This is a genomic window from Enterobacter sp. E14S (assembly GCF_055666685.1).
This window is the reverse complement of record NZ_JBVODQ010000008.1, coordinates 56,796-80,187: the sequence shown is the minus strand read 5'-3', so window position 1 is coordinate 80,187 and position 23,392 is coordinate 56,796. Positions and strand designations below refer to the sequence as shown.

At 53.4% G+C, this 23,392-nt stretch carries 18 protein-coding genes and 2 pseudogenes; 7 read left to right on the top strand and 13 right to left on the bottom strand.

Annotated elements, in window-relative coordinates:
- Positions 1-21: 21 nt before the first annotated feature.
- Positions 22-525 carry an ESA_00282 family adhesion-associated protein gene (locus ACZ6J2_RS16230; protein ID WP_023309170.1) on the bottom strand — a complete coding sequence of 168 codons (504 nt, stop codon included), beginning with the start codon at positions 523-525 and terminating at the stop codon, positions 22-24.
- 103 nt (positions 526-628) lie between these two features.
- Between ACZ6J2_RS16230 and ACZ6J2_RS16225 the strand changes: the two genes are divergently transcribed.
- Together ACZ6J2_RS16225 and ACZ6J2_RS16220 are read left to right on the top strand one after the other, a co-directional pair.
- On the top strand, positions 629-1,033 hold the full coding sequence (locus ACZ6J2_RS16225) for a hypothetical protein (protein ID WP_039262936.1): 405 nt from the start codon (positions 629-631) through the stop codon (positions 1,031-1,033).
- Position 1,034: 1 nt separating this feature from the next.
- Positions 1,035-1,484 carry a cytoplasmic protein gene (locus ACZ6J2_RS16220; protein ID WP_471726200.1) on the top strand — a complete coding sequence of 150 codons (450 nt, stop codon included), beginning with the start codon at positions 1,035-1,037 and terminating at the stop codon, positions 1,482-1,484.
- A gap of 42 nt (positions 1,485-1,526) precedes the next feature.
- On the opposite strand, the gene exbD is transcribed toward ACZ6J2_RS16220, so the two are convergent.
- Positions 1,527-1,952, bottom strand: coding sequence for a TonB system transport protein ExbD (exbD, locus tag ACZ6J2_RS16215; RefSeq protein ID WP_023309173.1), 426 nt, complete (start codon positions 1,950-1,952; stop codon positions 1,527-1,529).
- Positions 1,953-1,956: 4 nt separating this feature from the next.
- A complete protein-coding gene (gene exbB, locus ACZ6J2_RS16210; RefSeq protein WP_023309174.1) occupies positions 1,957-2,688 on the bottom strand; it encodes a tol-pal system-associated acyl-CoA thioesterase in 732 nt (243 codons plus the stop codon).
- A gap of 251 nt (positions 2,689-2,939) precedes the next feature.
- On the opposite strand from exbB, the gene metC reads away from it, so the two are divergent.
- Positions 2,940-4,127, top strand: a complete 1,188-nt coding sequence (gene metC, locus ACZ6J2_RS16205) for a cystathionine beta-lyase (protein WP_471726199.1) — start codon at positions 2,940-2,942, stop codon at positions 4,125-4,127.
- Positions 4,128-4,270: 143 nt separating this feature from the next.
- Entirely contained in the window at positions 4,271-4,930 is a 660-nt protein-coding gene (gene yghB / locus ACZ6J2_RS16200) for a DedA family general envelope maintenance protein YghB (protein WP_471726198.1), read from the top strand.
- A 45-nt stretch (positions 4,931-4,975) separates the two neighbouring features.
- Here yghB and ACZ6J2_RS16195 read toward each other — a convergent pair whose 3' ends face one another.
- The gene (locus ACZ6J2_RS16195) at positions 4,976-5,875 is read right to left on the bottom strand and encodes an AraC family transcriptional regulator (protein WP_048979108.1); all 900 of its coding nucleotides are present in this window, start codon (positions 5,873-5,875) and stop codon (positions 4,976-4,978) included.
- Between the two features lie 195 nt (positions 5,876-6,070).
- Between ACZ6J2_RS16195 and yqhD the strand changes: the two genes are divergently transcribed.
- Both yqhD and dkgA read left to right on the top strand, forming a co-directional pair.
- A complete protein-coding gene (yqhD, locus tag ACZ6J2_RS16190) occupies positions 6,071-7,234 on the top strand; it encodes an alcohol dehydrogenase (RefSeq protein WP_471726197.1) in 1,164 nt (387 codons plus the stop codon).
- Positions 7,235-7,339: 105 nt separating this feature from the next.
- Positions 7,340-8,165 (top strand): annotated as a pseudogene (dkgA, locus tag ACZ6J2_RS16185) (2,5-didehydrogluconate reductase DkgA).
- A gap of 84 nt (positions 8,166-8,249) precedes the next feature.
- Here dkgA and ACZ6J2_RS16180 read toward each other — a convergent pair.
- From ACZ6J2_RS16180 to ACZ6J2_RS16155, 6 genes and pseudogenes are all read right to left on the bottom strand, one after another.
- Positions 8,250-8,429 (bottom strand): annotated as a pseudogene (locus ACZ6J2_RS16180) (hypothetical protein); the annotation flags it as partial.
- A 39-nt stretch (positions 8,430-8,468) separates the two neighbouring features.
- Positions 8,469-11,744: a P-loop NTPase fold protein gene (locus ACZ6J2_RS16175; RefSeq protein ID WP_471726196.1), complete on the bottom strand. Its 3,276-nt coding sequence runs from the start codon at positions 11,742-11,744 to the stop codon at positions 8,469-8,471.
- Positions 11,745-12,337: 593 nt separating this feature from the next.
- Positions 12,338-12,748 carry a hypothetical protein gene (locus ACZ6J2_RS16170; RefSeq protein WP_471726195.1) on the bottom strand — a complete coding sequence of 137 codons (411 nt, stop codon included), beginning with the start codon at positions 12,746-12,748 and terminating at the stop codon, positions 12,338-12,340.
- Positions 12,749-12,907: 159 nt separating this feature from the next.
- Positions 12,908-13,327, bottom strand: a complete 420-nt coding sequence (locus tag ACZ6J2_RS16165) for a hypothetical protein (RefSeq protein WP_335244780.1) — start codon at positions 13,325-13,327, stop codon at positions 12,908-12,910.
- Positions 13,320-14,024, bottom strand: coding sequence for a hypothetical protein (locus tag ACZ6J2_RS16160; RefSeq protein ID WP_335244779.1), 705 nt, complete (start codon positions 14,022-14,024; stop codon positions 13,320-13,322). The genes ACZ6J2_RS16165 and ACZ6J2_RS16160 overlap by 8 nt, the downstream gene beginning before the upstream one ends.
- A gap of 760 nt (positions 14,025-14,784) precedes the next feature.
- Complete coding sequence (locus ACZ6J2_RS16155) at positions 14,785-16,962, bottom strand: YgiQ family radical SAM protein (RefSeq protein ID WP_471726194.1); 2,178 nt, start codon at positions 16,960-16,962, stop codon at positions 14,785-14,787.
- Between the two features lie 199 nt (positions 16,963-17,161).
- Here ACZ6J2_RS16155 and ACZ6J2_RS16150 point away from each other — a divergent pair, with 199 nt between their 5' ends.
- Positions 17,162-18,637, top strand: a complete 1,476-nt coding sequence (locus tag ACZ6J2_RS16150) for a TrkH family potassium uptake protein (RefSeq protein ID WP_471726193.1) — start codon at positions 17,162-17,164, stop codon at positions 18,635-18,637.
- Positions 18,638-18,667: 30 nt separating this feature from the next.
- Here the strand turns inward: ACZ6J2_RS16150 and ftsP are convergent, their stop codons facing one another.
- The 3 genes from ftsP to parC form a co-directional block, all read right to left on the bottom strand.
- Positions 18,668-20,080 (bottom strand): cell division protein FtsP, encoded by a 1,413-nt coding sequence (ftsP, locus tag ACZ6J2_RS16145; protein ID WP_023309186.1) that lies wholly within the window; start codon positions 20,078-20,080, stop codon positions 18,668-18,670.
- Positions 20,081-20,138: 58 nt separating this feature from the next.
- Positions 20,139-20,876: a 1-acylglycerol-3-phosphate O-acyltransferase gene (gene plsC, locus ACZ6J2_RS16140; RefSeq protein ID WP_023333413.1), complete on the bottom strand. Its 738-nt coding sequence runs from the start codon at positions 20,874-20,876 to the stop codon at positions 20,139-20,141.
- A gap of 163 nt (positions 20,877-21,039) precedes the next feature.
- Positions 21,040-23,298 (bottom strand): DNA topoisomerase IV subunit A, encoded by a 2,259-nt coding sequence (gene parC, locus ACZ6J2_RS16135; protein ID WP_047650119.1) that lies wholly within the window; start codon positions 23,296-23,298, stop codon positions 21,040-21,042.
- Positions 23,299-23,392 lie beyond the last annotated feature (94 nt).

Genomic DNA, 23,392 nt, shown 5'->3' with positions numbered 1-23,392 from the left:
AATAACTCAACGGTACGTCACTCAGACGTTGTCCGGGTTAACCTCGGGACGTGCGTACTCCGGCCAGACAAGCGCCACCAGTTCAGGATAGGCTTCCAGGCTGAACTCGCGAAAACACTGACGCAAATTTAATACGTCCAGATCGGAATAAGAGACCTTCTCGCCGTTAAGACAGCGCTTTTTAATATTGTCATAATATTTATAGACTGCTGAATTCAGATCGCTACAGCGACGCTGCGCCTCAAACAGTCCAGGCGTGTCATTAATTTCCGACATTTTCATGCGCTTAATTGTCGCGTGTAAAAAGTCGATATATTCGTGGTTTACCCGCCAGTACCAGACAGGCGTAACGGAGTTCATCAATACAGAGAAATGGTCTTCCCCTTCCTCTTTTGTCATCAGTTCAGGTTGCGGGGGTTCACTGGTGTCTTTCGACACTTTCGTTTTATTGAACTCCTGCATCAATAAAAGCACACCAGCGGTCAGTAATAGTAATGTGATGACCGTAAAAAAGATGCTGTTCATGGGTTGGCTCCATTTTTTTTGATTTTAAATTTGCCTCATGATATTGTCAACGAATCTCACGCCTTTACCAACCCCACCCTGTTGAAAATAAAGGAAATTAAAAATGCTGCCCGACTATCTCGTCCCGGCTAAGTACCACATTACGCCTGTGGAACAGCAACCGACGGAAGCAGAAAAAGAGGCCAGTTTCACTCAGGGGAAAAGAAAGCTCTCTGATTTCGAGCCCGATATATTAATTGGTGTTTCCCGAACTGGCAAATCCCGAAATATGTTGCTGGAAGAGCACGATCGCCATATAAAAGACCGCTTATTTCGCGCCATAAAAATTGAAGCCTTTGTCCACCTGCTGAATGACCTGCAGGCCGAGGGTGAAATAGATGCCCAGAAACTAAGTCAAATAATGACCGAGAAAACCGAAGAAATTAATGAAGCGGGCAATGAAATTTGGCTTAATTTAATTACGCGCGAAAAAAACAACCCAATCTTTTATAGCCTGGGGGAAGATTAACGTGAAAGAAGTTAAAAACAACGACGTTTATTTGACTTTAGATGATAAAAAAAGTGATGAATTTATCTTAAAGCAAAATCTCGACGCACTAAGAAACACAAAAAATGACGAGATGACGCGTATTACGCAAGACCTGGTATCGATCCCGGCGACGCTGGTTCGTTTGAAATGGCAGAATCGCCGTGAAATTTATCCGCTACAGGTCAAAGAAGAAATTTACGGTGCCGTGATGAACGCTATCATAGAGCAGCGCCCCGAGCTGAAAGAGAAGCTTCTGGGACGTCTTGAGGCCAATTATCAGTATCTGCTTGCCAGAGAAATCGCCACCCTGCGTCTGACGCGCAAGCTGTCCGACGGTGAGTACCGTACCTCAAACGTCACCTGCGTGGCGCTTGATGAGGACGCGCTGGCCCCCTCTTCTACCGCACCGACGGATAATAAAAACGCATAAACCGACAGGCATAAAAAAAGCCGGCTTTCGCCAGCTTCTTTATCACTTCGAGGCCGCTTTCTCTTCGCCGACCAGTCCAATCTTCAGGTAACCCGCCTGATGCAGCGTGTCCATTACCTTCATCATGGTTTCATAATCAACGGTTTTATCCGCGCGGAAGAAGACCGTGGTGTCTTTCTTACCGCCCGTAAGCTGCTCCAGCGCCGGGATGACCGAGTCGGCCGTCACCGGGTCGTTCCCGAGGAACATGGATTTATCCGCTTTCACCGACAGGTAGATAGGCTTCTCCGGGCGCGGCTGGGGCTGGCTGGAAGAGGCGGGCAGATTGACCTTCACATCCACCGTCGCCAGCGGGGCGGCCACCATGAAGATAATCAGCAGAACCAGCATGACGTCGATAAACGGCGTCACGTTGATTTCATGCATTTCGCCGTTATCGTCCAGATTTTCGTTTAGACGCATCGCCATACTCTTAACCTGCGCGCAGTTTAGACGCCGCGTGCACCGGCTTAACCGAGCTGGCGTTCAGGTCGAGATCGCGACTTTGCAGCAGCAGAACCTGCGCGGCAACGTCACCCAGCGTGGCTTTGTAGCTGCCAATCATACGCGCGAAGATGTTGTAGATGACCACCGCCGGGATAGCGGCAACCAGACCGATTGCCGTCGCCAGCAGCGCTTCTGCGATACCCGGCGCCACGACCGCCAGGTTGGTGGTTTGGGTCTGCGCGATACCGATAAAGCTGTTCATGATGCCCCAGACCGTTCCGAAAAGACCGATGAACGGTGAGATCGCGCCGATGGTCGCCAGATAACCATTGCCGCGTCCCATGTGTCGGCCAACGGCCGCAACGCGACGCTCCAGGCGGAAACCGGTACGTTCTTTGATGCCTTCGTTATCTTCACTGCCAGCGGAGAGTTCCAGCTCGTTCTGCGCTTCGTTCACTAGCAGGGTGGTCAGGCTTTTCGCGTGGAAGGATGAGGTCATATCTGCAGCCTGATCCAGAGAGCGGGCTTCGGCCAGCTGCTGCTGTTCCCGCTTAAGGCGACGCTTCTGTGAAAGCAGCTCGGCGCTTTTGCTGAAGAAAATAGCCCAGGTGACAACGGACGCCAGAATCAGGCCGATCATCACAATCTTAACCACGATGTCAGCATGCTGATACATGCCCCAAACGGAGAGATCCGTCTGCATCAAATTATTACCCACTCTGTATCTCCAGGACGCAAATCACAAAATCTGAGCGTAATAATATCAAAACGTCGTCGAATTGATAGTAGTTCTCATTAGTATTTGCATGGTGCCGTAATTTTCGCTCACTTTCCTTGCGCTTACGCAGTAAAAATTTCTTATGCGAATTTTTGCTAATATTTTCTGCTTATTCGATAAGCCTCGGGGTGCAGTTTTTTCCAATCGTGGTAGTCTGGACGTCCAGACGTATAAAAACAGGGTTAGCGAACATGACAAAGAAGCATCTTGATACCACGCTGGTACAGGCAGGACGCAGCAAAAAATATACGCAGGGATCGGTCAACAGCGTGATTCAACGAGCCTCCTCGCTGGTGTTTGATACCGTAGAGGAGAAAAAAATCGCCACGCGCAATCGCGCGAAAGGCGGGCTGTTTTATGGCCGTCGCGGCACGCTAACCCATTTCTCTCTTCAGGAAGCGATGTGCGAGCTGGAAGGCGGCGCGGGCTGCGCGCTGTTCCCGTGCGGGGCGGCGGCGGTCGCCAACACCATTCTGGCGTTTGTGGAACAGGGCGACCATATCCTGATGACCAACACCGCCTACGAGCCCAGCCAGGACTTCTGCACCAAAATCCTCAGCAAGCTCGGCGTAACGACCGGCTGGTTCGACCCGCTGATTGGTGAAGGCATTGCCGAACTTATTCAGCCAAACACGCGCATTGTGTTCCTGGAATCTCCGGGATCGCTCACCATGGAAGTTCACGACGTGCCGGCTATCGTGAAAGCCGTGCGCAGCAAAGCGCCAGAGGCGATCGTGATGATCGACAACACCTGGGCGGCGGGCGTGCTGTTTAAAGCGCTGGAATTCGACATTGATATCTCGATTCAGGCGGCGACGAAGTACCTGATAGGCCACTCTGACGGCATGATTGGCACCGCGGTTTCCAACGCGCGCTGCTGGGAGCAGCTGCGTGAAAATGCCTACCTGATGGGCCAGATGGTGGATGCAGACACGGCCTACATGACCAGCCGCGGTATCCGCACGCTGGGCGTTCGCCTGCGTCAGCACCATGAAAGCAGCCTGAAGGTGGCCGAATGGCTGGCGCAGCATCCGCAGGTTGAGCGCGTGAATCATCCCGCGTTACCGGGCAGTAAAGGCCACGAATTCTGGCAGCGTGACTTTACAGGCAGCAGCGGTCTGTTCTCGTTCGTACTGAAAAAACGGCTGAATAACGACGAGCTGGCGAGCTATCTGGATAATTTTACCCTCTTCAGCATGGCCTACTCCTGGGGCGGTTTTGAATCCCTGATCCTGCCTAACCAGCCGGAACAGGTTGCGGCTCTGCGCCCCAGCGGTGAAGTGGACTTCAGCGGCACCCTGATTCGACTGCATATCGGTTTAGAAAACGTTGACGATCTGATTGCCGATTTAGCAGCAGGGTTCGAGCGTATCGTGTAGAGTGCTGGCTGAAAATGTACTCCCTGGACGCTTTTGTGGACACGGCAATGAGAAAAGTCTGCTTGAGTTGCGCCCGGGATCAAACCCGACGGGCGAATAAGGGAGTACAATAGCGCTATATCTGCTGTTCCACAGGAAAGTCCATGGCTGTTATTCAAGATATTATCGCGGCGCTCTGGCAACATGATTTTGCCGCCCTGGCGGATCCTCACGTCATAGGCGTCGTCTATTTTGTGATGTTCGCAACGCTGTTTCTGGAAAATGGATTACTGCCAGCCTCGTTTTTACCCGGTGACAGTTTGCTTTTACTTGCCGGGGCCTTGATTGGCAAAGGCGTCATGGACTTTACGCCCACGATGGTTATCCTCACCTCCGCCGCGAGCCTGGGCTGCTGGCTGAGCTATCTGCAGGGCCGCTGGCTTGGAAACACGCGCGTGGTAAAAAGCTGGCTGGCGCAGTTGCCCCATAAATATCATCAGCGTGCGACCTGCATGTTCGATCGCCACGGCCTGCTGGCACTGCTGGCGGGGCGTTTCCTCGCGTTTGTTCGCACGCTTCTGCCTACGATGGCGGGTATTTCCGGTCTGTCAAACCGCCGCTTCCAGTTCTTCAACTGGCTGAGCGCCCTGCTGTGGGTGGGTGTGGTCACCACGCTCGGCTATGCGCTGAACATGATCCCGTTTGTGAAACATCACGAAGATCAGGTAATGACCTTCCTGATGATCCTGCCGATTTTCCTGCTGGTGGCAGGGCTGGTAGGGACGATTGCGGTGGTGATCAAGAAAAAGTACTGCAGCGCCTGATCCCCTCACCCTGACCCTCTCCCCATAGGGGAGAGGGAAAAAAGCCTAAGCTCCCTGCATGGTTCGGATGCGTGATGCATCTTCTCCCGGCGTGACGCCGAAATAGCGCTTAAACTCCCGACTGAACTGCGACGCGCTTTCATACCCGACGCGCATGGCCGCCGCGCTGGCCTTCATGCCGTCGTGGATCATCAGCATCCGCGCCTTATGCAGCCGGTAGGTTTTAAGGTACTGCAGCGGCGAGGTGCTGGTTACCGACTTGAAGTTATGGTGAAACGCCGAAACGCTCATGTTCGCTTCTGCCGCCAGCTGGTCGACGCTGAGGTTTTCCGTGTACTGGCTTTCGATACGCTTGAGCACGCGGCTTATCAGGCTGAAGTGGGTCTGTCGGCTCACCAGAGCCAGTAACGCTCCGCCGCCCGGGCCCAGCAGCACGTGGTAGAGAATTTCGCGGACGATCTGTTTGCCCAGAATGCGCGCGTCCAGCGGCCTTTCCATCACGTCCAGCAGACGTTCAATGGCGCAGAGGATCTCTTCCGACAGCGTCGCCGAGTTAATCCCGCTCGACGCCATAGACGGCTGGAAGAATTCGTCTTCGCCAATATCCATCAGCAGCTCCTGCAGCTGAAGAATATCGACGTTGACGCGAATACCGGCCAGCGGAACGGCCTCTGTCGCGAAGGTTTCACATTCGAAGGGTAAAGGTACCGTCAGAAGCAGATATTCATTGGTGTCGTAGCGGAACACGCGCTCGTTGATATAGCCAATTTTATGGCCCGAGAAGAGAAAAACGATGCCCGGCTGGTACATGACCGGCGTGCGCGTCCCGGGCTGCGTGCCATAAAGCAGGCGAATGTCAGGAAGCAGGCCACTGACGCCATTTTCGTTATCTATCAGTCTCTTAATCTGCGCAGTGAGCTGATGGCAGATCGCTTCACGGTTCATATTACGTTACTCCGGGTACGGTTTCCGACGTTGACAGTGTGCGTGCTTTTCCGCGCTTTCTCCAGCGCTCTGTAGAAATGGGCAAGACATCGGCAGGAATGTGCATTGAGAGGATAACCCCGGACGGCCACAATGTGCAGCATCAGGTAGCCCTCTGCGCCACCACGGTTTTTCACCCACTAAAGGGAACGAGCAATGAACAACTTTAACCTTCACACCCCAACCCGCATTCTGTTTGGTAAAGACGCTATCGCCGATCTGCGCGCGCAGATCCCTGCTGACGCCCGCGTACTGATCACCTACGGTGGCGGCAGCGTGAAAAAAACCGGCGTGCTGGATCAGGTATATAGCGCCCTGGACGGTCTGGACGTGCGTGAGTTCGGCGGCATCGAGCCAAACCCGTCTTACGAAACGCTGATGAACGCGGTGAAAATCGCTCGCGAAGAGAACATCACCTTCCTTCTGGCCGTCGGCGGCGGCTCCGTGCTGGACGGCACCAAATTCATCGCGGCGGCTGCGCACTACGCTGACGGCATCGATCCGTGGCACATCCTGGAAACCCGCGGCAGCGATATTAAAAGCGCCATCCCGATGGGCTCCGTGCTGACCCTGCCAGCGACCGGTTCTGAATCCAACAAGGGCGCGGTGATTTCCCGCAAAACCACCGGCGACAAACAGGCCTTTATGAACGAACACGTTCAGCCTGTGTTCGCTATTCTGGACCCGGTTTACACCTACACCCTGCCTGCGCGTCAGGTGGCGAACGGCGTGGTCGACGCCTTTGTTCATACCGTTGAGCAGTACGTAACGTATCCGGTGAATGCCAAAATTCAGGATCGCTTCGCGGAAGGCATTCTGCTGACGCTCGTCGAAGACGGCCCGAAAGCGCTGAAAGAGCCGGAAAACTATGACGTTCGCGCCAACGTAATGTGGGCCGCAACGCAGGCGCTGAACGGCCTGATCGGCGCTGGCGTGCCGCAGGACTGGGCAACCCACATGCTGGGCCACGAGCTGACGGCAATGCACGGTCTTGACCACGCTCAGACGCTGGCCGTTGTGCTACCTGCGCTGTGGAACGAAAAACGCGACACCAAGCGTGCCAAGCTGCTGCAGTACGCCGAGCGCGTGTGGAACATCACCGAGGGTTCCGACGATGCGCGGATTGATGCCGCTATCGAAGCGACCCGCAGCTTCTTTGAAGGTCTGGGCGTGCCAACGCGTCTGTCCGGCTACGGCCTGGACGGCAGCTCCATCCCTGCCCTGCTGGCAAAACTGGAAGAGCACGGCATGACCCACCTGGGCGAGCACGGCGACATTACGCTGGGCGTGAGCCGTCGCATTTACGAAGCGGCACGCTAAGCGTTTTTGTCCTCCCGACTTTCGTTTTTTGACATTTCGTCCAGACTTAATGCACACCCCATCGCCGGAGGAACCCTCCGGCGATGCGCACCTGAAGGAGGAAAAATGGCAAACCAAACCGTAATCAAGCTGCAGGACGGCAACGTGATGCCCAGCTGGGCTAGGTGTATGGAAAGCCGGTAACGACGAGGTCGTCTCCGCCATTCATAAAGCCCTGGAAGTCGGCTATCGGTCCATTGATACCGCCGCCGCATATAAAAACGAGGACGGCGTGGGTAAGGCACTGGCCAGCGCTGGCGTCCCCCGCGATGAGTTATTCATCACCACGAAACTGTGGAACGACGATCAAAAACGCCCCCGCGAAGCGCTGGAGGAGAGCCTGGAGAAACTCCAGCTCGATTTCGTCGATCTCTGGCTGATGCACTGGCCGGTTCCGGCTATCGATCACTACGTTGATGCCTGGAAAGGGATGATTGAACTGCAAAAAGAGGGGCTGGTGAAAAGCATCGGCGTCTGTAATTTCCAGGTTCACCACCTGCAGCGGCTGATTGACGAGACGGGCGTTGCGCCGGTGATTAACCAGATCGAGCTGCACCCGCTGATGCAGCAGCGCCAGCTTCATGCCTGGAACGCCACGCATAAAATCCAGACCGAGTCCTGGAGCCCGCTGGCGCAGGGCGGCGAAGGGGTGTTTGATCAGAAGATTATCCGTGAGCTGGCGGATAAATACGGTAAAACCCCGGCGCAAATCGTCATTCGCTGGCATCTGGACAACGGCCTGGTGGTCATTCCGAAATCGGTCACGCCATCGCGCATCGCCGAGAACTTCGACGTCTGGGATTTCCGGCTGGATAAAGATGAGCTGGGTGAGATAGCGAAGCTGGATAAGGGCAAGCGGCTCGGGCCGGACCCGGACCAGTTTGGCGGTTAATCGCGTAAAAAAGCCGGGTGGCGGCTTCGCCTTACCCGGCCTACGTGTCGACATAAAAAACCCCGGATTGCCGGGGTTTTTTATTTACGCTTTGCGCTTCACGGGCTTCTTCACACTCGAATTACCGTTCGAACGCTGATGCACAATCGGCGTGTGCTTGGTCAGCGCCGGGCGCGTATTGCGATTCTGGCGACGCGCTTCGCGCATCTCATCCAGCGTCGGGGCCGGTACCAGGCAGTCGCGGCGCGAGCCGATCAGGTGTTTATTTCAGAAACCTTTAGGCATGAATATTAAAGAATGTCTTCAGTCGGAAAGCGTGCCCCCATTTTCTGCGACTTCCATTTCCTCCGGCACCATTCTGTTTTTAATATACTGAGAATTCCTGCAGATGAGAGGAAAAAGCTCCGGATTATTAATTATGCAGTTCGTTGCCGTTCGAGCATCTTCCGGAGACCACGACGAAAACGAAAATGCCTGACGGTCAAGCCATTGAGACAGGATTTCATTATCAACAGAAGCGCTAAACAGTGCCGCAATAGCTCTGCGTTCAGCACCCTTCGCTGGTTCAATAAACGACAACTCATTATGGAAATAGGTAATAACTGCAATACGGCTGTCAGTACGAATATGTCTTTCAAGTAAGACATCCTGTAACTCATCAAGTACAGTCTCTCTCTGGTTATTATCCAGGCAAGACCACAGAAAATGAATATTCCCAGCGTTTGCAACAACGTCTGGTTCTGCATCACGAAACCATGATGCAAAAATACCAACACTGCCTTCCATCCTGATAAAAATACCCTGAAGGTGCATTTGCTTAAGAATAAACCGTATGTTTACAGGAAGAACCGTGAAACACTCAACAAGCCTTTCAGGAGAATTAAACATATTACTTGCCAAGATGTTCAGTTTCTCCGTCAGAATATCAAACTGTTCACCTGACTGATAAACGTCATTCAGAAATATCGGTCCCAGCGCATTAACATCAGACTCATTGATTTTTTCCGCTAGGATTTTTTGACGTTCTCGTACTAATATTAAAGGAGCGGCTGATTCTGTTGCTTCTTTGATGACATCATACTGGCCTTTTACAAAACTCAGGACAGGTATATTTACCAGAAAACCCGAGTTGACAATTTGGCAAACAGCATTTTTAATGTAAGGCAGAGTATTTTTATCATTGAGAGCTTTAAAGATACTTTCGGCGGAACGAAGATAACGCAGATATGAGACCATAGTGAAATCAAACTGCTCTTCGCCAATATGTTCATTGTACGACTCGATACCGGCATAGTTACCATGAAGTACCATATGAGAAACAGCCTGTGCAGCAAACTCCGCAGGAAAAAGATTTTTCGTCGCCGTATTATTAAGATAGTATTGATTTAAATTATTGTTGTTCCACTCAGGACTCAGAACAATTTTCCTGAAATGGATAACATCTTCTATAACTTGGCGATTCTTAAGCGCTGTTATTGCAGTACTGACCTGAACTCCACCTGTACCATCATTCTTTTCAATAACGCTCTGAACAGCCTTGGATACGATCTTGATATGCCGGATAATTCCCGGGGTAAAAAGGTCAACCTGCGGTTGCTCTGCGGCATAGCGTAACATTTGCTCCCGACCGTGACTTCCGATATCCAATGAGCCTATTTTCAGGTTTGGATAGGTCTCTTCGTGATTGACAAGATATTCCACATAAAACACACCGTCAACATAGTTCGCCATTTTTTCCAGCAGGGATTCACCAACCAGAACAGAGTATGAATCGGCTTCCTGCAGCAATGCCAGCGTGGATTCAGTCTCCCATTTTTCTGAATCCTGAATTTCATCCAGTTTACTGACAATAAACGATATCTGCCTTTCGATGAAGGGTTCCATACTCATCTGCCCGTCTGTCATCAGTCTCTGCAGACTAAGCGCTAATTCTTCATCATACTTCTCCCGATGTGAAAGAGCATAACTCAGGTTCATCATTTGCACTGCAATCCTGAGTTGCGTTTCGGCAAGTGCCCTGTATTTTTGATCCATCCGGCCATAAGAAACCAGCCAGTCACGCATCTGAATATGTGGTGCAACTCTCTGCCATGCTTCAGCGAAACCCCACAAGACCGTCAGTTCTTCAAGCCGCGGAGTATTTATGGCACCGATAGCGTCTTTAAGAGGCGTATCAAGCAACTCGCTCCTGGCAAGTTCCACCGTAGACTGATAGTGGATACTCATCAGAAATTCGCTCCACCTTTCCATATCGTTATTAAAAATTCGGGAAATTTGTTGATAAGTCAGCGAAAGCATCTCGTCAAAGTCATCAGGGACAATGCCGGGTTCAGTCTGATTGGTTCGGGGATCACGCAGTAATACCTTGATATCCCGTTCTCCATATCTGACCACCAGCAAGTAGAGGGCAATAAGAATATGGCGGTGCTCTTCTGTTGCAGGGATAGTAAGGTTCAGAATATGAATATCATTAACAAATTTCTTCATTAACCTTGGTGTTATACGAGGATATTCAGAAGGTTTCCAGCGCTCAAGCAACACCGTCGACTCCTCGCACGCCATTCCCACATCCTCATTTACTGTTTCTTTCCAGTATTGTCTTAACGCTTCCTGCCATCCAGCAGAAATGAGAGGAGGAACCTGAAAACTCACAGGGATCCGTTTTGCAATAAACTCTCGCCCACTGAAACCAGCCACAGAAAGTGATGCAGAAACCTGTCTTGCCGAATAGGGAACCACTATTCTGAAGTGTTCATGAGTGGCACCGGAGATAAGCTCCATATCACTCCAGAGTTCTTTGACTTTATCTGCACTGATTCGGTCCAAGTTATCAATGATAAGGATGAAGCGATCTCCCCGTGAAATGACTTCTTTTGAGGTAAATCCCCGCAAAGCCGCTGAAAGCTCAATAGCTCCAACTTCCTTGTTAACAAGCCAAGTTTCTTCAATTCTGTCAGTACTGTTGCGTTTGAACAAATCACCTATACTCGAATATCCTTTCTTTCTGTACCATTCCATTTTCTGCAGGCATGCCAGACCAGCAACCATAATTGCAGGAGAAAGAAACGCGAGGACCTCAACAGAAAAAAGCCACCATATCAATGGCTTGTTATTAGAAAAATACTGATTAAGGTCTGTCAGCACATAGCGAAGCATCTGAACAGAAAGCAGTGACAGTAAAATAAAAACAACGGTCAACCAACTCAGCCTACTGCTGACTTTTTTATCATATTCAACGATGTTACCCAGAGCCTGATTTTTGAATTTATCCAGTTTTTCCCGTGAGGCTGGACATTGCAGGCTAACCCCATGATGGATAACATCGATAAGAGCTTTTTTGGTTGATCCATGATGATAACGTTCCGCATCAAAGTTTATGAACGTAAACTCACCTTTAAGCTTTTTCTGCAGAAATTGAAGTATTGTAGACTTGCCAGAACCAAGCTCCCCTTCCAGGCCAATAATATTAACATCTGGCGTCCTGATGACCTGAGCCATATTCTCTGCAACTTTTTCATGGCTGCTGCCTCTGAACATATCCTGGTCGGCAGGTGATTCCGTCTGCAATCGTAGAGTCATTCAGCAATTCCTTAATCAAAACGTAAGATTCTTTCAAGATCAGATATAGTGCAGAGCCCGTTGCTACTAAATGGCTGTAGGCGGGGCAGATTAGTTTAAAGCATGCATAAACAGATATTTATGGAACGCCTTCCACATATTAATATTGAATATGAAACAATAAAAACATTAATGTGTTTGTGATTAGCTACAGTAGGAAGGAGGCAATTCCAAAGCCTGTCAAACAGGAGCAAGGCTAGCTCTGTTCCTGTTTTCTCCAGTGTTTCCTGAAACCTGGAGCTCTGCAGACACTTTCCAGTAACACTTCCTTCCTCGCTCAATCAGTCATGGTTAAGCATTTTCTTTAATGACCTGCAAATAACCTGTATGTTGAATGAATACAGTGAATTATACATACCCGTTGTGCACATTATGCAGAGCTGAAGTCCGAAAATATTCGTAGCTGTGTTTGCCGTTTAGTAATTTCAGTCTATTCCTGTGACAGCAGTTGCGCAAGTTGGCAGTTATCGCGGCTACCCGGTTACTATCCCAATTACACCTTCCATAAAACAAGTGGTCCGAACAGCGATTTACAATATCCAAACTGATCCCTTCTAGCGTTGGTCTCGGAAAAATGGATATTTCGGGCCGTATTCGTAATCGTGCGGGCCTGGCTCATATTCCCAGAATGGACGTCCGCATATGGTCTTAGGGCCGCGCTCGTTTACGATGTCCTCTACGTCCTGGATATGAAACGGCATCATTGCCAGAAACATTTTATCTTCGTCAGTCAGCGTCATGGTTGCACCATCGAGGCGGCTATAAAAATCGGCAAACTGTTTACCCGCGCCGTGTAACCGGTGCTCCGCTACACTGCGGATTGCATGCAGGTCCAGCTCCACGGCTTCCATACGATCCATGTATAACTTCATTTCCTTACGTAATTCTCTCAGTTCACGGGCTTTAATAAATCCGTATGCGTACCCGCTTAGAACTATAACTGCGATGATTGCTAAAACAGTCATTCGTTTACTCTTTAGTTGTGGCGGCCTTTTTGTATCGGTGCCTCATTGATGTGGTAATAAGGGCAGTTTTGAAATGCACTAAACGTACAATAATTTCAGATTTCCCAAGAACACCCTCAGCGGACGTTCACTTAAAATGCTTAGGTCCCTGCAGGCTTGTCAGAAGTTATAAATAACAGATACTAGTACGGTTTTCGAATTAAGGGTACTTACCGTCACTGTTTTCTGTGGTTCATTCCCCAGCCAGCACTCCGCTTCAATATGGCAGTCCTGCTGCTTTTTGTACCCCATAGAATCAAGATAGGCATCAATTCTGCTGGCATCGGTAACACCATAATATCTGACCGTATAGACATGGGATGCCGGACCGGTGATGTTGGCAAAATCAAAGTCATAGCGGGGAGAAATGCGGGGCATATTTTTAAGTAGCTCAGGCGTATAGAATTCGTATTCACGCCTGTCCTGTTGGGTATAGTGCGCACTGCCGGCAAACTCCATTGATGCATATGGCCATGCCCAGATGAGCACGACGGCAATCGCTACGACAACGCCAGTAAGTATTTTGAATGATTTACGCATGCGGCAATGCCCCACCTCTTGCTTTATCGATGAAAGACCCGTTTGCACTAGCAATAGTAACAATCCCCGAGCTGAAATCATTCCAGGGTCTGACCGTTCTCATGAAGTTAGGTAAATCACCTCTACGGGGTCTAGCATTCGGGAAGTGCTTTGGATCAGGGAAAAGAAGCGGACTGAAGGTCTCGTTTTTCCATGCCCCAACTTTGCCATAATAGTCCCAGCGTTTCAGGGCTTCCTGTTTACTGATCGGCTGCAGCGCGGGGAAAGGATTCTGGACAGAAACAACACGGTAGAACCCCAGCAAGTCAGATACCAGATCTTCGCCGCTGAAACCACTGTCCGTAGTGAAGTTAAGCGGGAATGCGGCCTGGAGTCCTTCAAATTTGCTCGCTAGGGACATCATCATGCCCAGAGCAATGCTGGTTCTTTCTGCATATGAACGCCCGCGCTTAATGCGCCATTTAATGAATTTACCCATCTTGATGGACCTGGTCGGATCGACCATGGATTGCGAATAGGCCACGTCATAATATTCTTTGCCGGAGGATTCGCCAGTTTCAATGTTGCGCAAAAGCTTTCTGATGTCGATACCCTGAGCGTGTCCCAGATCTATCCAGCCAAGCACCTCGGTATAAATCAGGCCATAAGGAACCCTGGCTGCGTCAGCACCATCGATTATATCGTTACGTTTACTCATTATTTCCCTCTCCCTGTTTCGCCCACGAAATCTGGCATACAAAGTAACTTCTCGTCCGTGACCACTAGGTTTTTAAGATATGTCCAAGGAGCGTTAAGCGAAAAACCTCAAGTTGTCATTACCGCTTCAGTTCGACATTTAATTACGTGGTATTCTAGACCCCGTATCGCGTCTGTCCAATGTTTGCCACACGCGTAGTCTAAACTATCCGTTCAGATGAAAGAGCAGATATGTGCGGACTTTTTCTCAGTCACTGACACACGCCGACTACTTGGCTTATCTGGCCTGTGAGGCTCACACTTAGTTTTCCGCAGTACCGCAGCTGATTAATGCCCGAGCCAAAACCGCAGCGACGGGAATTATTCTTCGTCCGCTGTGGGAACGCGGCCGCGCAATCGTTTCTGCTGACAGCTGGTACAAGTGGGTACGCGGCAGTTTGGTCAGCGGGATGACGAAGAAGGATTTGTTATTGACACGGCAGTAGCGGACAAGTGACTCATTGATATTCACGATCGACGTCCTCTCATCCTGACGCGGGCTGCCGATGGAGACTGGCTGCGGGAGAATCTCAGGGGTGAAGAAACGGATAGAACGGCTGCTACAAAGTGTGGTGATTCAGCACGAAAGTTAGGGGTGACCGACCTGAAGAAACCGATCACCATGGGTAAAGGATGTTAAAAAGTGTTCACCATGTCCCGGAACACCTGTCTACCATGCCCCAAGACTGTACAAGGAGAGGGCCGGGGTGAGGGCACCATCGTTATTCGATCTTACGTTTTCCCGCTTTTTTCGTCCCCGTAGCCCCACCGTTCGAACGCTGATGCACAATCGGCGTATGCTTGGTCAGCGCCGGGCGCGTATTGCGATTCTGGCGACGCGCTTCGCGCATCTCATCCAGCGTCGGGGCCGGTACCAGGCAGTCGCGTCGCGAGCCGATCAGGTGTTTTTTACCCATCTCTTCCAGCGCCTGACGGATCAGCGGCCAGTTTTTCGGATCGTGGTAGCGCAGCAGCGCTTTATGCAGACGGCGCTGTTTATCCCCTTTCGGCACCACCACCTCTTCACTCTTATAACCAATCTTACTCAGCGGGTTCTTGCCGGTGTAATACATGGTCGTCGAGTTGGCGAGCGGTGACGGATAGAAGTTCTGCACCTGATCCAGGCGGAAGCGACGCTGCTTCAGCCACAGCGCCAGGTTCACCATGTCTTCATCGCGCGTGCCCGGGTGGGCGGAGATGAAGTATGGGATCAGATACTGCTCTTTACCCGCCTGCTTCGAATAGGTATCGAACAGCTCTTTAAAGCGATCGTAGCTGCCCATGCCCGGCTTCATCATTTTCGACAGCGGGCCTTCCTCGGTATGCTCCGGCGCAATCTTCAGATAGCCGCCGACGTGGTGCGTCGCCAGCTCTTTGATGTAGCGCGGATCTTCCACGGCGATGTCGTAACGTACCCCGGACGCGATCAGGATCTTCTTGATGCCCTTCAGGTCGCGCGCGCGGCGGTAGAGGTTGATCGTCGGCTCGTGGTTAGTGTCCATATGCTCGCAAATGCTCGGATAGACGCAGGAGAGGCGACGGCAGGTTTGCTCCGCGCGCGGCGACTTGCAGCGCAGCATGTACATGTTCGCGGTTGGGCCGCCAAGGTCGGAAATCACGCCGGTAAAGCCCGGCACCGAGTCGCGAATCGCTTCGATCTCATTGATGATCGAATCTTCAGAGCGGCTCTGGATAATACGCCCTTCGTGCTCGGTAATGGAGCAGAAGGAACAGCCGCCGAAGCAGCCGCGCATGATGTTGATCGAGAAGCGGATCATCTCATACGCCGGGATACGGGCGTTGCCGTACGCCGGGTGCGGAACGCGCTTGTACGGCAGCGCAAAGACGCTGTCCATCTCCTCGGTGGAGAGCGGGATCGCCGGCGGGTTAATCCAGATAAAGCGCTCGCCGTGCTTCTGCATCAGCGCGCGGGCGCAGCCCGGGTTGGTTTCATGATGCAGAATACGGGACGCGTGCGCGTAGAGCACCTTGTCGGCTTTCACCTTCTCGTAGGACGGCAGCAGCACGTAGGTTTTTTCCCACGGTTTCGGACGCGGCGGCTGCACAACGATTGCCTTCGCTTCCGCTTTTTTCGGCTCAACCGGCTTGTTATCGGCACACGGCAGGTCTTCGCCGTACGGGTGCGGGATCGGGTCGATTTTGCCCGGCATATCAATGATGCGGGAATCCACCCCGCTCCAGCCCGGCAGCGCCTCTTTCACCATAATGGCGGTATTGCGCACGTCGCGGATGCTGCTCACCGGCTCACCCTGCGACAGACGGTGCGCCACTTCCACCAGCGGACGCTCGCCGTTACCGTAAATCAGCATGTCGGCCTTGGAGTCCACCAGCACCGAGCGGCGCACGGTATCTGACCAGTAGTCGTAGTGGGCGGTGCGGCGCAGGCTTGCCTCGATGCCGCCCAGGATCACCGGCACGTCTTTCCAGGCTTCTTTACAGCGCTGGGTATAGACCAGGGTTGCGCGGTCGGGGCGTTTACCCGCCACATTATCCGGCGTGTAGGCGTCGTCATGGCGCAGCTTGCGGTCGGCGGTATAGCGGTTGATCATCGAGTCCATGTTGCCTGCGGTGACGCCGAAGAACAGGTTGGGTTTACCCAGACGCATAAAGTCGTCTTTGCTGTTCCAGTCAGGCTGAGAGATGATCCCCACGCGGAAGCCCTGCGCTTCAAGCATACGGCCACAAATGGCCATGCCGAAGCTCGGATGGTCAACGTAGGCATCGCCCGTGACCAGAATGATGTCGCAGCTGTCCCAGCCCAGTTGGTCCATCTCTTCCCGGGACATCGGCAGGAATGGCGCCGGTCCAAAGCAGGCCGCCCAGTACTGGGGCCAGGAGAAGAGGTCACGATCCGGCTGGATCAGGGAAATTGCGCTCATAATGCTTCCGAAGAAAAAATAGACAAAAGGAGCGGGATTATACGCTGTTCATCCGCCAGATTTGAAGAAAAGGATGCAGGAAGCAGGCAGATATTCGTGGAAGTCGTTAAAATACCGCGCCCTGATAATTTTGAATCATAATATTCACTATATTTTCCGGTGAGTTGCCCCGGAACGTGTTATTGCGCGGAGCTCTGTCGTGAAGCCCAACGATTCATTATATGTATCCCAGCTGCGGGTTGTCCTTCACCTCTGCGGTTTTCTGGTTCTGCTGTACAGCCTTTCCATGCTGCCGCCGATGGTGATCGCCCTGCTGAATAAAGAGCGGACCTACTTTGCCTTCCTGACCACCTTTTTAACCTTTTTTACTCTCGGAGGGCTAACCTGGCGGGCAACCCGTCACGCCGGCATACAGCTTCGCACCCGCGACGGGTTTGTGATTATCGTGCTGTTCTGGCTGCTGTTTTCATTCATTAGCGCCATGCCGCTCTGGATGGATGACGGGCTACAGCTCTCCTTTGCCGACGCGCTCTTTGAAGGGGTTTCCGGGATCACCACCACCGGGGCAACGGTCATCGGGGACGTCAGCGCCCTGCCTAAGTCGTACCTTTATTACCGCGCTCAGCTGAATTTTATCGGCGGGTTAGGCGTCATCGTGCTGGCCGTCGCGGTCCTGCCGCTGCTGGGCATCGGCGGCATGAAGCTCTATCAGTCAGAGATGCCGGGGCCGTTCAAAGAGGAGCGTTTGACTCCCCGCCTTGCCGATACCGCGCGCACGCTGTGGGTAACCTACTTCGCGCTGGGCGTAGCCTGCACCCTGGCCTACTGGCTGGCGGGAATGTCATTTTTTGACGCCCTCTGTCACGGGCTGTCGACCGTGTCGTTGGGCGGATTTTCCACCCGCAGTGAGAGCATTGGGTTTTATGACAGCCACGCGATTGAGCTGGTCGCCGGGGCGTTTTCACTGCTCTCCGCGTTCAACTTCACCCTCTGGTACGTCGCCATTGTCAGACGCACCCTGAAACCGATTCGCCGCAGCCCGGAGGTTAAATTCTTTCTGAGCGCCGCCGCGGTGATTATTGTCATCACCGCCTGGCAGGTCTGGCATGCCGGGATGTACAACGCAACGGATAGCCTGGTGCACGCCTTCTTCCTTGCCAGTTCGATGATGACCGATAACGGCCTTTCGACAGCCGACTATGCCCAATGGCCCGCACACACCATCTTCCTGCTGCTGAGCGCCAGCTTTTTTGGCGGCTGCGTAGGCTCGACCTGCGGCGGGATCAAAGCCCTGCGTTTTCTCATTATGTTCAAGCAGAGTATTCAGGAGATGAACCAGCTGGCGCATCCGAGAGCGCTGCTGAGCATTAAGGTGGGCAAAAGCGTGGTGAACGAACGCGTCCTGCGCTCGGTATGGAGCTTCTTTTTTCTCTACGTGATGATCACGGGCTTTTTTGTCTGGTCGCTCAACCTGATGGGCTACGACCTGTTTACGTCATTCGCAACGGTTGCCGCCTGCATCAACAACATGGGGCTGGGGTTTGGCGAGACGGCGTCGACGTTTGGCACGTTAACCGAGGGGGCAAAACTGCTGATGTGCGCGGCGATGATCTTAGGGCGTCTGGAAATTTACCCGGTGCTGATTCTGTTCTCGCGCTTTTTCTGGCGGGCATAAAACATTCCCGGCGAACCGGGAATGACAGGATTATGGCGCAGGGTTGATCAGCATCTGCCCCACGGAGCCCCTGTCCATCATCTCCAGCGTCTGGCTGTGGAACAGGAACGGGAAATGCGGCCACGAAGGCTGACCGTAATAGACAAGCAGTTCAACCTGGCCGTCCACCCAGACGGTATCTTTCCAGCCGCGGTCTTCCGGGAACGGCATCGCGCCGTTGACGTTGCGGATCAGGAATGCCACCCCTTCAATATGGAACGACTGCGGCATATCTGAACGGACCGTCCAGCGCTCCCAGGTGCCCTGCTGCGCGGTAATGTCGATGCGGTTGACGTCCCACAGCGCGCCGTTGATTCCCGGGTCGTCGCCCAGGCTGATATCACGGCTGCGCACCGGCGAGCCGCTCATGATCTCCTGCGGCAGCAGGCGCATTGGCAGGCTATCGGTCACCAGCGGCAGCAGACCGGTTGGGCGCAGAGTCAGCACCAGGGTCGAGACAAGAATGCTCGACGGTTCAAAGAACCCGCGAATGCGGTCAACAATGCTGGCCGCTTCGCCGCAGGTGACAGACACTTCATCCCCGTTGGTCATATCAATGAGAACTTCACGACGTTCTCCCGGCGAGAGCGCCAGCTGTTTGACGGACACCGGGGCCGGTAAAAAGCCCTGGTCGCCGGAGATCACGTGCAGCGGACGGCCATCGCTCATTTGCAGCTGATAGCGGCGCGAGTTAGACGCGTTGAGCAGACGCAGGCGCACCCAGCCGCGCGAAACTTCCACATACGGGCTTTGCGCGCCGTTGACCAGCAGCGTATCGCCGACGAAGCCGCCGCTGCCCGGCTCGCTGTATTCCGGCGTACCGAAATTATCCAGACGTTTGTCCTGGATGATAATCGGGAAATCATCCACGCCGTAGTGGTTCGGGATCGGCAGGGATTTGCTGACCTCGTCTTCCACCAGCCACATTCCGGCCAGGCCGTTATAAACCTGCTGCGCCGTACGGTTAGGCGTGTTGGCGTGATACCACAGGGTGGCCGCGCTCTGGCGAATCGGCAGAACCGGCGCCCAGTCTGCGCTGGGTGACATCATTCGCGCCGCGCCGCCAATCAACGGGCCAGGCACCTGTAAGCCGCTGATGGTCATGGCGACATTTTCAGGGGTACGGTTACTGTAGATGAGCTTTACGTCATCGCCATTCCACACGCGTATGGTCGGCCCAAGGTAACGTCCGTTAATGCCCCAGACCGGCGCGCGCGTCCCCTGGGTAAAGGACCAGTGGCTGCGCTGCAGCGTCAGGAAAAGCGGCTGACCGCGACGAGATTCAATTAATGGCGGAATAGGCAGCGGCTGTTGCTGCCCGGCGGCGCTGGCTGTCAGCGGCATCGCACCCGCACAAAGGGCGATCCCGGAAGCCTGAATAAACTGACGCCGACTGAGTGACATATAAGCTCCATCTGAAACGACTAACAACGCGGGAATTCGTTTTCCCTTCAACGCCGGATTAAATCTTACCGGCGGCTTCTCTCTCTGCGACTTCTTTGTCGAGCTGCGCAATATGCTGAGCCATCAGCTCACGGCAGTGCGCTGCCAGCTCGCGCACCTGGTCTTTACCGTATTTGCTGGTATCGACGGGTGGCAGCATTTCGACAATTACCAGCCCGTTATTCAGGCGGTTAAGATTAATCTTATTCGAAGTATTGGAAACGCACACAGGAATAATTGGAACACCTGCCGCAATTGCGGCATGAAACGCCCCGGTTTTAAACGGCAGCAGGCCGCGGCCGCGGCTGCGCGTTCCTTCCGGGAACATCCAGATTGAGATTCTGCGCTTTTTAAAATGATTCACCACTTCCGCAATGGTGCTGTGCGCTTTCGCGCGGTTGTTACGGTCGATCAGCAGGTTACCGGTCAGCCAGTACAGCTGGCCAAAAAACGGGATCCACAGCAGGCTTTTTTTTCCCACCGTCACGGTCGGTGGAAGCACGATATTTGCGGCGGTCACCATATCGTAATTGTTTTGATGGTTAGCGATATAGATGGCGTTACCGAAATTCTCCGCCCCTTCAGGCAGACGTTTTTCAACCTTCAGACCAAACAGCGGCGCAAGGCGACCGAACATATGGCCGAAGGTGGCAACATGCTTAGGATTACGCGGACTGAACAGGCAATAGATGCAGCCGAAAATACAGACCAGAATGCAGTAGATAACGGTAAGAATAAGACGAACAATATATAGCATAGCGACCTCTGAAGCCCCAACAGCTGACAATTATACTTCACCTGTGGCCAGGTAAGGACTTTATTACGAGCGCGTATTGTTAATCGCAACGCACGAATTAACAACGATTTTACGGGAAATTTTATTGAAACTCCCCCTCCGGGCAGAGGGGGATATCACGACATTACTCTTCGCTGTCACCCGCGGTGCTGCGTGCAGGAGAGTCAATCTCCACGCGGTCGATGCGCTGCAGGCCGCGCATCAGCGAGCCGCGGCGACCGCGCTCACCCACCACTTTCTGCAGCTCTTCCGGACGCAGCTTGATCTTACGCTTGCCGACGTGAATGGTCAGCGTACTCTGCGGCGGCAGGAGGAAGAGATGCGCCAGGCTATCTTCGCCTTTCGCGGCTTCCGCCGACGGGATGTTGATGATCTTGTTGCCCTTGCCTTTCGACAGCTCCGGCAGATCGCTGACCGGGAACATCAGCATACGTCCGGCGGTGGTGATCGCCAGCAGCATGTCGCTTTCGTTCTCAATCACCAGCGGCGCCATCACGTGGGCGTTATCCGGCAGGCTTATCAGCGCCTTACCGGCACGGTTACGGGAGACCAGATCGTTGAAGGTACAGATAAAGCCGTAGCCCGCATCGGACGCCAGCAGCAGCTTCTGGTCATCGGCTTCCATCAGCATATGGTCAACCGTCGCCCCCGGCGGCAGCGTCAGCTTGCCGGTGAGCGGCTCGCCCTGCCCACGCGCGGAAGGCAGCGTAATCGGGTCGATGGCGTAGCTGCGGCCGGTGGAGTCGATAAACGCCACCGGCTGGTTGCTCTTGCCTTTCACCGCCGCTTTGAAGCTGTCGCCCGCTTTGTAGCTCAGCCCCGGCGCGTCGATATCGTGGCCTTTGGCGCTGCGCACCCAGCCGCTCTGCGACAGAACAATCGTGACCGGCTCGGACGGCTGCATGTCGTGCTCGTTCATCGCCTTCGCTTCTTCACGCTCGTGCAGCGGAGAACGACGGTCGTCGCCGAAGGCGTCTGCATCGGCCTGCAGCTCTTTCTTCAGCAGGGTGTTCATCTTGCGCTCGGACGCGAGGATCGCCTGCAGCTGATCGCGCTCTTTTTCCAGTTCGTTCTGCTCGCCGCGGATCTTCATCTCTTCCAGTTTGGCGAGATGGCGCAGCTTCAGTTCGAGGATCGCTTCGGCCTGGGTTTCGCTGATGCCAAAGCGCGACATCAGCGCCGGCTTCGGCTCGTCCTCGGTACGAATGATCTCAATCACTTCATCGATGTTGAGGAACGCCACAAGCAAACCTTCGAGGATATGCAGGCGCTTAAGCACTTTCTCCAGACGATGGTTCAGACGACGACGGACCGTATCGCGGCGGAAGGTCAGCCATTCGGTGAGGATCTCCAGCAGGTTTTTCACCGCCGGGCGTCCGTCGAGGCCAATCATGTTCAGGTTGATGCGGTAGCTTTTTTCCAGATCGGTGGTGGCGAACAGGTGGTTCATCACCTGCTCCATGTCCACGCGGTTGGAGCGCGGCACGATCACCAGACGGGTCGGGTTCTCGTGATCCGATTCGTCGCGCAGGTCGTCCACCATCGGCAGCTTTTTATTGCGCATCTGGGAGGCGATCTGCTCCAGCACTTTGGCACCGGAAACCTGATGCGGCAGCGCGGTGATCACCACGGCGCCGTCCTCTTTATTCCACACCGCGCGCATGCGCACGGAGCCGCGACCGTTCTGGTAGATTTTGCGGATTTCCGCGCGCGAGGTGATGATCTCAGCTTCGGTCGGGAAATCTGGCCCCTGCACGATATCCAGCAGCTCGTCGAGCGTCGCTTTCGGCTGCTCGATGAGGGTAATAGCGGCTTTCGCCACTTCACGCAGGTTGTGCGGCGGAATGTCCGTCGCCATACCGACCGCGATACCGGTGGTGCCGTTCAGCAGGATGTTCGGCAGACGCGCAGGCAGCATCTTCGGCTCCTGCATCGTACCGTCGAAGTTTGGCACCCAGTCAACGGTTCCCTGACCCAGCTCGCCCAGCAGCACTTCGGCATATTTAGAGAGGCGGGATTCGGTATAACGCATCGCCGCGAAGGATTTCGGATCGTCCGGCGCCCCCCAGTTCCCCTGCCCGTCTACCAGCGGATAGCGGTAAGAGAACGGCTGCGCCATCAGCACCATCGCTTCATAACAGGCGCTGTCGCCGTGCGGATGGTATTTACCCAGTACGTCACCGACGGTACGGGCGGATTTCTTGAACTTGGCGGTGGCGTTCAGCCCCAGTTCGGACATCGCATACACGATGCGGCGCTGAACGGGCTTCAGGCCATCCCCGATAAACGGCAACGCCCTGTCCATGATGACGTACATGGAGTAGTTCAGGTAGGCGTTTTCCGTGAATTCATGTAGCGCGAGGCGCTCTGCCATATCGCTCATTACGTGTGATTCCTCAACTCAGAAACCGAAGGGTTTCAGGCAATATTGCCGCAGATACTACCTCATCTGATGAATTGAGTCACAAAGAAAAAGG

Excerpts from the sequence above, each read along its gene's own strand:
- ACZ6J2_RS16230 (WP_023309170.1), bottom strand. The coding sequence starts at position 525 with ATGAACAGCATCTTTTTTACGGTCATCACATTACTATTACTGACCGCT.
- ACZ6J2_RS16225 (WP_039262936.1), top strand. The coding sequence starts at position 629 with ATGCTGCCCGACTATCTCGTCCCGGCTAAGTACCACATTACGCCTGTG.
- exbD (WP_023309173.1), bottom strand. The coding sequence starts at position 1,952 with ATGGCGATGCGTCTAAACGAAAATCTGGACGATAACGGCGAAATGCAT.
- metC (WP_471726199.1), top strand. The coding sequence starts at position 2,940 with ATGACAAAGAAGCATCTTGATACCACGCTGGTACAGGCAGGACGCAGC.
- yghB (WP_471726198.1), top strand. The coding sequence starts at position 4,271 with ATGGCTGTTATTCAAGATATTATCGCGGCGCTCTGGCAACATGATTTT.
- ACZ6J2_RS16195 (WP_048979108.1), bottom strand. The coding sequence starts at position 5,875 with ATGAACCGTGAAGCGATCTGCCATCAGCTCACTGCGCAGATTAAGAGA.
- yqhD (WP_471726197.1), top strand. The coding sequence starts at position 6,071 with ATGAACAACTTTAACCTTCACACCCCAACCCGCATTCTGTTTGGTAAA.
- ACZ6J2_RS16175 (WP_471726196.1), bottom strand. The coding sequence starts at position 11,744 with ATGACTCTACGATTGCAGACGGAATCACCTGCCGACCAGGATATGTTC.
- ACZ6J2_RS16170 (WP_471726195.1), bottom strand. The coding sequence starts at position 12,748 with ATGACTGTTTTAGCAATCATCGCAGTTATAGTTCTAAGCGGGTACGCA.
- ACZ6J2_RS16165 (WP_335244780.1), bottom strand. The coding sequence starts at position 13,327 with ATGCGTAAATCATTCAAAATACTTACTGGCGTTGTCGTAGCGATTGCC.
- ACZ6J2_RS16160 (WP_335244779.1), bottom strand. The coding sequence starts at position 14,024 with ATGAGTAAACGTAACGATATAATCGATGGTGCTGACGCAGCCAGGGTT.
- ACZ6J2_RS16155 (WP_471726194.1), bottom strand. The coding sequence starts at position 16,962 with ATGAGCGCAATTTCCCTGATCCAGCCGGATCGTGACCTCTTCTCCTGG.
- ftsP (WP_023309186.1), bottom strand. The coding sequence starts at position 20,080 with ATGTCACTCAGTCGGCGTCAGTTTATTCAGGCTTCCGGGATCGCCCTT.
- plsC (WP_023333413.1), bottom strand. The coding sequence starts at position 20,876 with ATGCTATATATTGTTCGTCTTATTCTTACCGTTATCTACTGCATTCTG.
- parC (WP_047650119.1), bottom strand. The coding sequence starts at position 23,298 with ATGAGCGATATGGCAGAGCGCCTCGCGCTACATGAATTCACGGAAAAC.